General features: G+C 64.0%; 11 protein-coding genes. 5 read left to right on the forward strand and 6 right to left on the reverse strand.

Features of this window, described 5'->3' with window-relative positions:
• The first annotated feature begins 48 nt into the window (after nucleotides 1–48).
• From folM to ACJA3S_RS21715, 3 genes are read left to right on the forward strand one after another with little or no spacing between them, the layout of a single operon-like run.
• The gene (gene folM, locus ACJA3S_RS21705) at nucleotides 49–741 is read left to right on the forward strand and encodes a dihydromonapterin reductase (RefSeq protein WP_406819956.1); all 693 of its coding nucleotides are present in this window, start codon (nucleotides 49–51) and stop codon (nucleotides 739–741) included.
• A gap of 9 nt (nucleotides 742–750) precedes the next feature.
• Nucleotides 751–1,047, forward strand: a complete 297-nt coding sequence (locus ACJA3S_RS21710) for a DUF1244 domain-containing protein (RefSeq protein WP_170032598.1) — start codon at nucleotides 751–753, stop codon at nucleotides 1,045–1,047.
• A complete protein-coding gene (locus ACJA3S_RS21715; RefSeq protein WP_186685450.1) occupies nucleotides 1,040–1,381 on the forward strand; it encodes a HopJ type III effector protein in 342 nt (113 codons plus the stop codon). Before ACJA3S_RS21710 ends, ACJA3S_RS21715 begins: the two co-directional genes overlap by 8 nt.
• Before the next feature lie 123 nt (nucleotides 1,382–1,504).
• On the opposite strand, the gene ACJA3S_RS21720 is transcribed toward ACJA3S_RS21715, so the two are convergent.
• Together ACJA3S_RS21720 and fabV are read right to left on the reverse strand one after the other, a co-directional pair.
• Entirely contained in the window at nucleotides 1,505–2,413 is a 909-nt protein-coding gene (locus ACJA3S_RS21720) for an alpha/beta fold hydrolase (RefSeq protein WP_406819957.1), read from the reverse strand.
• A gap of 159 nt (nucleotides 2,414–2,572) precedes the next feature.
• On the reverse strand, nucleotides 2,573–3,784 hold the full coding sequence (fabV, locus tag ACJA3S_RS21725) for an enoyl-ACP reductase FabV (protein WP_406819958.1): 1,212 nt from the start codon (nucleotides 3,782–3,784) through the stop codon (nucleotides 2,573–2,575).
• A 329-nt stretch (nucleotides 3,785–4,113) separates the two neighbouring features.
• Here fabV and ACJA3S_RS21730 point away from each other — a divergent pair, with 329 nt between their 5' ends.
• A complete protein-coding gene (locus ACJA3S_RS21730) occupies nucleotides 4,114–5,292 on the forward strand; it encodes an acetyl-CoA C-acetyltransferase (protein WP_406819959.1) in 1,179 nt (392 codons plus the stop codon).
• 116 nt (nucleotides 5,293–5,408) lie between these two features.
• On the opposite strand, the gene metE is transcribed toward ACJA3S_RS21730, so the two are convergent.
• Nucleotides 5,409–7,700: a 5-methyltetrahydropteroyltriglutamate--homocysteine S-methyltransferase gene (gene metE / locus ACJA3S_RS21735; RefSeq protein ID WP_406819960.1), complete on the reverse strand. Its 2,292-nt coding sequence runs from the start codon at nucleotides 7,698–7,700 to the stop codon at nucleotides 5,409–5,411.
• 312 nt (nucleotides 7,701–8,012) lie between these two features.
• Between metE and ACJA3S_RS21740 the strand changes: the two genes are divergently transcribed.
• The gene (locus ACJA3S_RS21740) at nucleotides 8,013–9,500 is read left to right on the forward strand and encodes a methylenetetrahydrofolate reductase C-terminal domain-containing protein (RefSeq protein ID WP_406819961.1); all 1,488 of its coding nucleotides are present in this window, start codon (nucleotides 8,013–8,015) and stop codon (nucleotides 9,498–9,500) included.
• Here the strand turns inward: ACJA3S_RS21740 and yjiA are convergent.
• The 3 genes from yjiA to ACJA3S_RS21755 form a co-directional block, all read right to left on the reverse strand.
• Nucleotides 9,460–10,437: a GTPase gene (gene yjiA, locus ACJA3S_RS21745; protein ID WP_406822290.1), complete on the reverse strand. Its 978-nt coding sequence runs from the start codon at nucleotides 10,435–10,437 to the stop codon at nucleotides 9,460–9,462. The genes ACJA3S_RS21740 and yjiA overlap by 41 nt on opposite strands.
• Nucleotides 10,438–10,622: 185 nt before the next feature.
• The gene (locus ACJA3S_RS21750; RefSeq protein WP_029614786.1) at nucleotides 10,623–10,820 is read right to left on the reverse strand and encodes a YbdD/YjiX family protein; all 198 of its coding nucleotides are present in this window, start codon (nucleotides 10,818–10,820) and stop codon (nucleotides 10,623–10,625) included.
• A 13-nt stretch (nucleotides 10,821–10,833) separates the two neighbouring features.
• Nucleotides 10,834–12,900 (reverse strand): carbon starvation CstA family protein, encoded by a 2,067-nt coding sequence (locus tag ACJA3S_RS21755; protein WP_406819962.1) that lies wholly within the window; start codon nucleotides 12,898–12,900, stop codon nucleotides 10,834–10,836.
• Between the last annotated feature and the right edge of the window lie 48 nt (nucleotides 12,901–12,948).

The raw sequence follows: 12,948 nt of genomic DNA on the forward strand, positions 1-12,948 counted from the left end.
AGGTATGCTGGGCGGCAACGACAGACCAGACAAGTTGACCGCCCGAACATGAACAGCCCAATTCTCGTAACCGGAGCCAGCCAGCGTGTCGGGCTAGCCCTGGCCCTTGAACTGGCCCAGGCCGGCCACACGGTGGTCAGTGCCAGCCGTAGCGCCCAGCCAGGGGCGGCCCACCCGAACATCGTGCAGTTCCAGGCCGACCTGTGCCAGGCGGCCGACCGCCAGACCCTGATCGACTACCTGCACAGCCATTACGACGGCCTGCGCGCAATCATCCATAACGCCTCGCTGTGGCTGGACGATGGCCTCGACAACCTCGAAACCATGTTCCGCCTGCATGTCGAAGCCCCCTACCACCTCAACCTGGCGCTGGGCGACCTGCTGGCCAAGGAGGAAAAAGCCGACATCATCCACATTTGCGACGAAACCTCTTCGCGCGGCAGCAAAAGCCATATCGGTTATGCCGCAACCAAGGCGGCGTTGCAGAACATGGTGCTGTCGTTCGCCGAAAAATATGCGCCCAAGGTGCGTGTGAACGGTATCCTTCCCGGGCTGCTGATCCTCAAGGAAGGGGGTGACGAAGCCTACCGCCAGCAAACCCTGAAGAAGGCCTTGCTGGAGTTCGAACCGGGCGCCGGCCCGCTGATCGAGACGGTCAAGTACCTGCTCGCCAGCCAGTACAGCACCGGCAGCCAGGTGGTCATCAACGGTGGCCGCCACCTGAAGAACCGCATGACCTGAGAGAAGCCCATGACCCCACAGCAACAGCTCGAACTCGAGGCCGCCGCATTCCGGCGCCTGGTCGAACACCTGCAAAAACGCAGCGACGTGCAGAACATCGACCTGATGAACCTGTCCGGCTTTTGCCGCAACTGCCTGTCCAAGTGGTACAAGGCGGCGGCTGACGAGCGCCAGCTCGAGGTAAGCCTGGATGATGCCCGCGAAGCGGTGTACGGCATGCCTTATGCCGAGTGGAAAGCCCAATACCAGAAAGAAGCCAGCGCCGAGCAGCAAGCGGCGTTCGAAAAAGGAAAACCTCGTGACTGACCTCGACACCCTGCGCGCCAGCCTGGCCAGCGGCAAACACCTCTTTGCCGACACCCTGGCGTTCATTGCCGACCATTACAGCTACCAGCCACAAGCTTTCGACAACGGCGGCGTGGCGAATGCGGCCGGGCAGAACGAAGGCTCGTGCAAGACCCTGGGCCTGGCGCTGCTGGAAGGGCTGAGCGACCAGGAAGCGCTGCTGGCCTTTGGCGAGCACTACCGTGACGTGCTGGCCACGCCCGAGGGCAGCGACCATGGCAACATCCGCGCGCTGATCAAGCATGGCCTGGCCGGTGTGAAGTTTGCCGGGCAGCCGCTTTCGCGCAAGGCGTGAGATTGCCGGGGCTGCTTTGCAGCCCATCGCGACACAAGGCCGCGCCTACAAAGACCAGTTCCGTTGCAGGCGCGGCTTTGTGTCGCGATGGGCCGCAAAGCGGCCGACAAAATCTGTATTACCTCAGCTGACGATTATCCCCGGCACGCCAGCTGCCAACCCACCCCGCTGTAACCACTGCACTGCAACCGGCCACAAACTCTCGCGGAACCGAGCATGGAAGAACGCGAAATGGCCAATTTCCCCAACCGAGATATCCCCAGGCGCAATGCGCAAGTGGCAGCGTTCAGCACCCTGCAGGTAGCCCAGCAGACGCTCCGTCGCCGCCACGGTACCAAAGGGGTCATCGGTCAGGCTGATCGCCAGCGTCGCCGCCCGCACCTGGGCGAACGGGAGCGTCGCCAGCGCCCGCCCGCTGGGGCGTTGCTCATAACGCGGGGTGCGTGTGGCCCAGTCATGCACCACGCCGGATGGCGTGTCCTCCAGCCAGCCCAGGCGCTGGCCGGGGAAATAACCGAATAGCCGGGTGAGCAACGGCATCACCACGTGCCACTTGCCGAACAGCTGCCAGCGCTGCTCGGCCGCGTAATCGCGCCAGTAGGCGAATTGCGCGCCAACCATCACCACCCGGCGTACCTGCCCCGCAGACGGCGCCAAGCCCACTGCGCAGCCGCCAAAGCTGTGGCCCACCACGTCCACCGGCTGGCCGGGGAAATGTTCTGCGGCGTACGCCAGCATGGCTTCGAAATCCAGCCGGCCCCAATCGCTCCAGGAGGCCTGGAAGCCGCGCAGCGATGGTGGGCGGGATTCACCGATACCGCGGTAGTCGTAGGTCAGCACATCGCAGCCCTGGGCGAACAGGTAGTCGGCAAAGCGCGAGTAATAGCGACAGCGTACCGAAGTGGCCGCATTGATGATCACCAGCGGGCGCTGGCTGTCAGGTTGGGCATGGCGCCAGCAGAAGCCGCCGAGGCTGTAGCCGTCGGCTGCGGTGTGGCGAAAGGCGGTGGCAGGTTGGGCAAGGCTGCTCATGGCACATTCCTTGTTCTGGTGCGCCAAAGCTAGCAAAAAATCGTCAGCCTGTGCTGGCCCTGTCGCCGGCAAGCCGGCTCCCACAACTGTTGCACAAGCCCAAAGGCCTGGGGACACTCGGTGGGAGCTGGCCGGCGCTGAGGCCAGCGCAGTTTCAGCTTACAGCTCGACGCAGTCGAACTTCACATCGGTAGCCACGTCTTCGTCGTAATTGACGTCAGCACGCTCGAAGCCGAACAGGTTGAGGAACTGCTTCTTGTAACCGGCATAGTCGGTCAGCTCGAACAGGTTCTCGGTGGTCACCTGTGGCCACATGGCCTTGCAGGCATCCTGCACGTCGGCACGCAGTTCCCAGTCGTCCAGGCGCAGGCGACCCTTTTCGTCGACCTCGGCCGGCGCACCGTCGGCGCGGTACATGCGCTCGCGGAACATGCGGTCCAGCTGGTCCTGGGTACCTTCGTGAACACCCTTTTCCTGCATGATCTTGAACACCATCGACAGGTACAGCGGCATCACCGGGATGGCCGAGCTGGCCTGGGTAACCACCGACTTCAGCACCGCCACGTTGGCACCGCCGTGGATTTCAGCGGCCAGTTTCTGGTCCAGGCGCAGGGCAGTTTCGTCCAGGTCCTGCTTGGCCTGGCCCAGCGCACCGTGCCAGTAGATCGGCCAGGTGATTTCGGTGCCGATGTAGCTGAAGGCCACGGTGCGGGCGCCTTCGGCCAGCACCTTGGCGCCTGCCAGGGCATCGATCCACAGCTGCCAGTCCTGGCCGCCCATGACGGTAACGGTGTCTTTGATTTCCTGCTCGGTGGCCGGCTCGATGCTGGCCTCGATGATGGTGTCCTTGTTGGTGTCGATGGCGGTCGACTTGTACGGCTGACCGATCGGTTTCAGCGCCGAACGCACCACTTCACCCGTCTGCGGCAGCTTGCGCACCGGCGAGGCCAGCGAGTAGATGACCAGGTCGACCTTGCCACCCATTTCGTTCTTGATCAGCTCGATGACCTTGGCGCGCGCTTCGTCGGAGAAGGCATCACCGTTGATCGACTTGCTGTACAGGCCTTCGGCCTTGGCAAACTTGTCGAAGGCGGCAGCGTTATACCAGCCAGCGGTGCCGGCCTTGGTCTCGGTGCCTGGTTTTTCGAAGAACACACCCAGGGTGTCGGCCTTGAAGCCGAACGCTGCGGTGATACGGGCTGCCAGGCCGTAGCCACTGGAAGCGCCGATGACCAGGACCTTCTTCGGGCCATCCTCGCGCACGCCCAGCTTGCGGGTGGCTTCGATCTGGTCACGGACGTTGAGCTCGCAGCCCTTCGGGTGAGTCGTGGTGCAGATGAAACCGCGAACCTTAGGATGAATGATGGCCAATGTCTGTACCTCGTCAGGTTTATGCCGGGGAAGCGCCACCATTGGGCGTTTCCGAATGGATTGATCAGAGGGTGAGACTACCCTCGCTGGTTATCCGACACATATTACGGGCTGATCAGGGGGATGCAAAACCGAGCTTTGCCGGTACTGGCCGTTTCGCCGCGGTTCGGCGCGCCACGGCCGGTACACGCGGGCGTGGCGCCGTTGCACGTCGGCTTTGCGCCTATTCATTGGTTTTCCACATCAATCGCAAAGAAAAACAAACTTAACAAATAAGCCAAAGCCACCGATGCTTGAGGCATTACGCCCCTCGCACGGAGAACAACAACATGAACGACGTGGTTATCGTCGCTGCAACCCGTACCGCCATTGGCAGTTTCCAGGGCGCCCTCGCCACAGTCCCTGCGGTAGACCTCGGTGCCGCCGTGATCAAGCGCCTGCTGGAACAGACCGGGCTGGAGCCGGCACAGGTCGATGAAGTGATCCTCGGCCAGGTGCTTACCGCCGGAGCCGGGCAGAACCCGGCACGCCAGGCGGCGGTCAAGGCCGGCCTGCCCTACAGCGTACCGGCCCTGACCCTGAACAAGGTCTGCGGTTCGGGTCTCAAGGCCCTGCACCTGGCGGCCCAGGCCATCCGTTGCGGTGATGCCGAGGTGGTCATCGCCGGTGGCCAGGAGAACATGAGCCTCGCCCCCTACGTGATGCCCTCGGCGCGTACCGGCCAGCGCATGGGCCACGGCCAGCTGATCGACAGCATGATCAGCGACGGCCTGTGGGATGCGTTCAACGACTATCACATGGGTATCACTGCGGAAAACCTGGTGGACAAGTACGGCCTCGGCCGGGAACAGCAGGACGCCTTTGCCGCCGAGTCGCAGCGCAAGGCGGTGGCGGCGATCGAGGCAGGCCGCTTCGATGACGAGATCACGCCAATCGTGCTGCCGCAGAAAAAGGGCGAGCCCAAGGTCTTCGCGCGGGACGAACAACCACGCCAGGACACCACCGTCGAGTCCCTGGGCAAACTGCGCCCGGCGTTCAAGAAGGACGGCAGCGTCACCGCCGGCAATGCTTCCAGCCTGAACGATGGCGCCGCCGCCGTGATGTTGATGAGCGCCGCCAAGGCCAAGGCCCTGGGCTTGCCGGTGCTGGCCAGGATCGCAGCCTATGCCAGCGCTGGCGTAGACCCGGCGATCATGGGTATCGGCCCGGTTTCGGCGACCCAGCGTTGCCTGGACAAAGCCGGTTGGCAGCTGGCCGAACTGGACCTGATCGAAGCCAACGAGGCCTTCGCCGCGCAGGCATTGGCAGTGGGCAAGGCGCTGGAGTGGGATGCTGCGCGGGTCAACGTGAATGGCGGGGCAATTGCCCTCGGCCATCCGATCGGGGCGTCCGGGTGCCGGGTGCTGGTGACCCTGCTGCACGAAATGATCAAGCGCGATGCCAAAAAAGGCCTGGCTACCCTGTGCATCGGTGGTGGGCAAGGCGTGGCGCTGGCGATCGAGCGCTGATTACGCCGCCGTATCTGCAGCGCCTGTGAGACCGAGCGCCGCCCGCGCGGCGCTCGGTCTCACAGGCGCTGCAGTTATCACGGCAAACACCTCGCAGCCCCCTCAAATTCACCTACCTAGGCCAAGGCCCGCAGCTCGCGGGCAGCGGCAACCATATTGATCAACGCTGCCTCGGTTTCCGCCCAGCCACGGGTCTTCAGCCCGCAATCCGGGTTGACCCACAGGCGCTCGGCGGGGATACGCCGGGCAGCCTTGCGCAACAGCTTGACCATGTCCTCGCGGCTCGGCACCCGCGGCGAGTGAATGTCATACACCCCCGGGCCGATTTCGTTGGGGTAGGCAAACCGCTCGAACGCCGCCAGCAGTTCCATGTCCGAACGCGAGGTCTCGATGGTGATCACGTCGGCATCCATTGCCGCAATCGACTCGATCACGTCATTGAACTCGCTGTAGCACATGTGGGTGTGAATCTGGGTTTCGTCGCGCACTCCCGAAGCACACAGGCGGAACGCCTCGGTAGCCCACTCCAGGTAATGGGCCCAGGCGCCGTGGCGCAGCGGCAAGCCTTCGCGGAAGGCTGCTTCGTCGATCTGTACGATCCGGATCCCCGCCGCCTCCAGGTCGAGCACTTCGTCGCGGATCGCCAGTGCCAGCTGCCGCGCCTGCACCTCGCGGCTGACGTCCTCGCGCGGGAACGACCACATCAGCATGGTCACCGGGCCGGTCAGCATGCCCTTCATCACCTTGCCGGTCAGGCCCTGGGCATAGGTGATCCAATCCACGGTCATGGCCTTCGGCCGGCTCAGGTCGCCAACGATCACCGCCGGCTTCACGCAGCGCGAGCCATAGCTCTGTACCCAGCCAAAGCGGGTGAAGGCATAGCCATCGAGCTGCTCGGCGAAGTATTCGACCATGTCGTTGCGTTCAGCCTCGCCGTGCACCAGCACATCCAGGCCCAGGTCTTCCTGGATTTTCACCGCATGGCGGATTTCGCTGTGCATGGCCTCGACATAGTCGGCCTCGGTCAGCTTGCCTTGCCGGTAGGCCTGGCGTGCCAGGCGAATCGCCGATGTCTGCGGGAACGAACCAATGGTTGTGGTCGGGAACGCTGGCAGGCCAAGCCGCGCACGCTGCTTGCCGATACGCTGGGCAAACGCCGACTGGCGCTGGCTGTCGCCAGGCTTGATGGCGGCCAGGCGGGCTTGCACGGCGGGTTTGTGAATGCGCGGTGAAGCCGCGCGGCTGGCCTGTACGGCCCGGCTCTGCGCCAGGGCAGCGGTGACCTCCGCGGCCTGCGGGTCAGCGATGGCCTTGGCCAGCAGCGCTACTTCCTGGCACTTCTGCACGGCAAAGGCCAGCCAGCTTTGCAGCTCGGCATCCAGCTGGTCTTCACGGTCCAGATCCACCGGGCTGTGCAGCAGCGAGCAGGACGGTGCTACCCACAGCCGCTCGCCGAGGCGTTCATGGGCATGGCGCAGTACTTCCAGCGCCTGTTCCAGGTCGCAGCGCCAGACATTGCGGCCGTTGACCAGGCCCAGCGACAGCACCTTGTAGGCCGGCAGACGGTCGAGGATGGTCGGGTACTGCTCGGGTGCCCGCACCAGGTCGATGTGCAGGCCATCGACCGGCAGGTTGGCGGCCAGGCCAAGGTTGTCCTCCAGGCCGCCGAAGTAGGTGGCGATCAGCTTCTTCAGCGGCGCACGCTGGATGATGTTGTAGACGCGCTCGTAGGCGTTCTTCCAGTCCTGGGGCAGGTCCAGGGCCAGGATCGGCTCGTCCAGCTGCACCCATTCCACGCCCTGCGCCGCGAGGCGGTTGAGGATCTGGTCATACAGTGGCAACAGGCGGTCGAGCAGCTCCAGCTTGTCGAAATCACCGCCCTTGGCCTTGCCCAGCCACAAATAGGTCAGCGGGCCGATCACCACCGGCTTGACCGCATGGCCCAGGGCCTGGGCTTCTTCCACTTCTTCGAACAGCTGTTCCCAGCTGAGGACGAACTGCTGGTCGGCGGTGAATTCCGGGACCAGGTAGTGGTAGTTGGTGTCGAACCACTTGGTCATTTCCTGGGCGTGGGCACCGCCACAGCAGCTGTCCCCGACGGCACCACGAGCCATGGCGAACAGGGTTTGCAGGGTAGGTCTGGCAGCGCCGTCGCTGGCAAAGCGTTGGGGGATGACGCCGAAGGTCAGCGAATGGGTCAGTACCTGGTCGTACCAGGCGAAGTCGCCGACCGGCAGCAATTCGATGCCGGCGTCTTTCTGCACTTGCCAGTGGCGGGCACGCAGCTCGCGGCCGACGGCGCGCAGGCCGGCTTCGTCGAGTTCACCCTTCCAGTAGGCTTCCTGGGCCTTTTTCAGCTCGCGGTCGCGGCCGATACGTGGAAAGCCCAGGTTGTGTGCCAGTGCCATGTCTTGTCCCTCAGCATGCAGAAATGAATGAGGGGATTTTCCGGGCACTGGCATCTTGAGACAAACTCATTAAATTTGAGATGAACTAAAAGTTTTCTCATGTTCGTAAATTTGTGCTGTCTGTACTGGCCCCATCGCGGGCTTGCCCGCTCCCACAGGGACCCCACATGCGTCCAGGTTCATGCAATACCTGTGGGAGCGGGCGCGCCCGCGAAGAGGCCGGCACAGGCACACACATGTCTCATTCAGAGCATGACCCCACCCGCCTTCTGCCGCACAATGCCACCCTGACCACACCAGGTACCCGGCCCCATGAGCCTGCTGAAAACCGCGCTGCGCGAAAACACCTTCGTCTGCGTCATGGAATTCGTCCCCAAGCCCTCGGCAGAACGTTTCGCTGCCATGGAGACAATCCTGGCCCGCGCGCATCTGTGCGGCTGGCCAATGACCGTGGCCATCGGCGACCGCGTCGGCAGCCCGCTGGACATGTCACCGCTGGATGCTCTCGCCTCGTTCAGCAACCCGGTACCGGCCCTGCCGCACTTCTCCGGCAAGGACCGCGAACGCCATCACTTGCTTGCCCAACTGCAACGCATGGATGCGGCCGGCCTCGACCAGTTGCTGCTACTGACCGGCGACCGCCTGCCCGGCCACCAGCCTGGCCAACGCCCGTTGCGCTACCTGGAGTCGGTCGCAGCCCTGCAGATTGCCCGCCAGGCCTGCCCGCACTGGCTGCTCGGCGCGGCCCTCAACCCGTTCAAGTACTGTGAGGAAGAAGGCAGCGCCCAGTACTTCAAGGCCGAGAAAAAGCTGGCGGCAGGTGCCGATTTTTTTACCCTGCAACTGGGCTTCGATGCCGACAAGCATCAGGAAGCCATGCACTGGATGAGCCGCCAGGCCACGCCCAGGCCTATGCTGGCCTGCCTCATGAGCCTTACCCATGGACGCGCGGCGATGCTCGACCATGTCGCCGGGGTGACCGTCACGCCGTCCATGCGCGACCTGCTCGAAGCTGAAGCGGCCCAGTCCAAGGCCTTTGCCCAGGCACGCAGCGTGGACCGCCTGGCGCTGCAGATCATCGGCGTCAAGCTGATGGGCTATGCCGGTGTGCACCTGTCAGGGATTCATGAACTCAAGCAGTTGTTGGCGCTGGAAGCACGCCTCGAGCATTGGCAAACGCAAATCGAAACGCTGGAACACTGGGCGCCGGCCTGGCACGCCAGTTGGCAGATGCCTGGCCTGCCGGCGGTCAGTTTCCACCCGCCGCAGGCTGGCTGGCGCCAGGGCGAGTCACGGGTCGCTGCCTCATTCGCGGAGAAGGCGCACTATCACCTGATGCATGGCATGCATGCGCTGCTGTTCAGCCGCCGCAATGCCCTGAGCCAGGCATTTGGCTGGGCGGTGCGCCAGCCGTTGTGGGCCACGCGTCTTGGCGCGCAGGTACTGCACACGGTGGAACGCGCGGTGAAGCAGCCGCTGGTAGGCTGTGATACCTGTGGCCGTTGCCGCCTGGAAGACACCCTGTATATCTGCCCGGAAACCTGCCCCAAGGGCCTGGCCAACGGCCCTTGCGGCGGTACTGCGCTGAACCGTTGCGAGTTCGGCGATCGCGAATGCATTCACAGCGTCAAGTACCGCACGGCCAAAGCGGTACGGCAGACCGCGGTGCTGAGCGAGCGCTTGATCCCATGCATCGAGGTCGAGACCCGCCACCGCAGCTCATGGCCGCAATGGTTTCAGGCGCAGACGCCGCGCCAGCTCAGCCCGCAGCCAGCGCCTCGAACCCAGCCCGAATCGTAGCTTCGGGCAGTTCGTCGGCGATGAATACCATCACGCTTTCGCGGGTTTCCCCTTCCGCCCATTCGGCATCCCAATCGAAGCCGTAGAGCTTGAGCACGCCCTGGAACACCAGCTTGCGCGCCTCGCCGGCAATGTTCAGCACGCCTTTGTAGCGCAACAGCTGCTTGCCGTGGGTTTCCAGCAACTCGTTCATGAAGTCGCTGAGGCGGTCGATGTCCAAAGCGGTTTGCGTGCGCAGCACCAAGGTAGCGATGCGGTCCGGGGTAGCGGGCTTGAGCAGCGGGCGTAGCGCTGGCTTCAGGTTCGCACCCAGATCGGGGTTGAGGTTGAACCCACGCACATCCAGCAGTTGCGCCAGGTCGATGCGGCCATGCTCGACCACGCGGATCTCGGCCCGGCCATTGATACGTGCCAGGCGTTCGCCCAGCGCCTCGGCCACAGCCGGCTCGACCAGGTCGGTCTTGCTCAGTAGCAGGCGATCGGCAAAGCCGACCTGGGCCTGGGCGATGGCCTGGGTCAGGTGCAGCTCGGCATGGGCGGCATCGACCAGGGTGATGATGCCATCGAGGATATAGCGCTCACGCAGCTCTTCATCGATGAAGAAGGTTTGCGCCACTGGCGCCGGGTCGGCCAGGCCGGTGCATTCGATCACCAGGCGGTCGAAGGCGATCTCGCCTGCATCCAGGCGTTCCAGCAGCAGGTACAGGGCGCGAGTCAGGTCGCCATGGATGCTGCAGCACACGCAGCCGTTGGCCAGGGTCATCACCTGTACCGGCTCGTCGCCGAGCAGCTGGCTGTCGATGCCGGCCTCGCTGAATTCGTTCTCGATCACGGCGATCTTCAAGCCATGCTCGGCCTTGAGCATGTACTTGAGCAAGGTGGTCTTGCCAGCGCCGAGGAAGCCGGTGAGTACGGTTACGGGAATAGGCGTCTGCACGCAGAACATCTCCTGTGCAGTGGAATGGACGGGGGTAACGCGGTCCATGCAGGAGCGGCCTTGTGTCGCGATCGGGCCGCAACGCGGCCCCGGGTTTTCAGCTTCGCAGCCAAAATTGCCGGGGCCGCGTTGCGGCCCGATCGCGGCACAAGGCCGCTCCTGCACAGTACTGCGCTAGCCTGAACTTAGCAGCACTTGGGCCCGGACTTGCCGCCGTAACGCGCTTCCTGGCGTTCCCGGAAGAACGCCTCGTAGCTCATCACCGGCTGGTCCGGGTGCGTCTTCTGCATGTGCTCGACATAGTTGTCGTAGTCGGGCATGCCGACCATCAGGCGGGCTGCCTGCCCCAGGTATTTACCCAGTCGACCCAGGTCGTTGAACATCGCAGCAGTCCTCTCAAGCGTCAGGCAGGGCCTGGAACGGGGTTTCCTTGTCGGTACGCTCCTTGCGGCCGAGGGCGGCGAAACCGACCTTGACGGCAAAGAACAGCACACTGAACACCACCACCAGGAACAGCACGGTCAGGCCGGCGTTGGTGTAGGCGTTGAAGATCACGTGCTGCATCTGCCCGATATCCTTGGCCGGGGCCAGTACCTGGCCGGCTTCCAGCGCGGTGCTGTACTTCTTGGCCAGGGCCAGGAAGCCCACCGCCGGGTTCGGGTCGAACAGCTTGATCAGGCCTGCGGTAGTGGTGCAGATCAGCAGCCACACGGCTGGCAGCAGCGTGACCCAGACATAGCGCTGGCGCTTCATCTTGATCAGCACCACGGTGCCGAGCATCAGGGCGATACCGGCCAGCATCTGGTTGGAGATACCGAACAGCGGCCACAGCGTGTTGATGCCACCCAGCGGGTCGATCACCCCCTGGTACAGCAGGTAGCCCCACAGCGCCACGCAGCCGGCGGTGCCGATCAGGTTGGCAGTCCACGACTCGGTGCGCTTGAGCGCCGGCACGAAGCTGCCCAGCAGGTCTTGCAGCATGAAGCGCCCGGCACGGGTACCGGCGTCGACCGCGGTGAGGATGAACAGCGCCTCGAACAGGATCGCGAAGTGGTACCAGAAGGCCATGGTGTTCTCACCCGGCAGCACCTGGTGCAGGATCTGCGCGATCCCCACCGCCAGGGTCGGTGCACCACCGGCACGCGCCAGGATAGTGTGCTCGCCGATGTCGCGGGCGGTGGCCTCGAGCTGTTCCGGGGTGATCAGGAAGCCCCAGCTGCTGACCGTTTGCGCCACCGAAGCCACGTCGGCACCGACCACGGCGGCCGGGCTGTTCATGCCGAAGTACACGCCTGGCTCGATCACCGAGGCAGCGACCATGGCCATGATGGCGACGAACGATTCCATCAGCATGCCGCCATAGCCGATGTAGCGGGCGTTGGTTTCGTTGTCGAGCAGCTTGGGCGTGGTCCCCGAAGAGATCAGCGCGTGGAAGCCGGACACCGCACCACAGGCAATGGTGATGAACAGGAACGGGAACAGGGTGCCCTTCCACACCGGCCCGGTACCGTCGGTGAACTGGGTCAGCGCCGGCATTTTCAGCTCGGGCGCGATGATCAGGATACCGATGGCCAGGCCGACGATGGTGCCGATCTTGAGGAAGGTCGACAGGTAGTCACGCGGCGCCAGCACCAGCCATACCGGCAGCACGGCGGCGACGAAGCCGTAGCCCACCAGCATCCAGGTGATCTGCACGCCAGTGAAGGTGAACGCCGGGCCCCACACCGGATCTGCGGCAATCTGGCCCCCCAGCCAGATCGAGGCCAGCAGCAGGACCACGCCGACCACCGAGATTTCGCCGATGCGGCCCGGGCGGATGTAGCGCATGTAGACGCCCATGAACATCGCGATCGGGATGGTCGCCATCACCGTGAACATGCCCCATGGGCTCTCGGCCAGGGCCTTGACCACGATCAGCGCCAGCACCGCAAGGATGATGATCATGATCAGGAAGCAGCCGAACAGGGCGATGGTGCCGGGAATGCGGCCCATCTCCTCGCGCACCATGTCGCCCAGCGAGCGGCCGTTGCGGCGGGTAGACAGGAACAGGACCATGAAGTCCTGCACCGCACCGGCCAGCACCACGCCGGCGATCAGCCACAGCGTGCCGGGCAGGTAACCCATCTGCGCGGCGAGTACCGGCCCGACCAACGGGCCTGCACCGGCGATAGCGGCGAAGTGGTGACCGAAGAGGATGTGTTTGTTGGTCGGGACGTAGTCCAGGCCGTCGTTGTTGAGCACCGCCGGGGTGGCACGGCGCGGATCGAGTTGCATCACCTTGGTGGCGATGAACAGGCTGTAGTAACGATAGGCGACCAGGTAGATGGCCACTGCCGCGACCACGATCCACAAGGCATTGATCGCCTCGCCGCGACGCAGGGCGACCACACCCAGCGCGCAGGCTCCTATGACTGCCAGCGCCAGCCACGGAATGTGGCGTAGCAGGCTATTATTGTTGTTCATGGTTTGCTTCCAGCTGGTGGATTGGAAAAGACCGCCCATCGAGTCTAG

The organism is Pseudomonas sp. KnCO4 (assembly GCF_045344305.1).
Lineage (GTDB): Bacteria > Pseudomonadota > Gammaproteobacteria > Pseudomonadales > Pseudomonadaceae > Aquipseudomonas > Aquipseudomonas anuradhapurensis.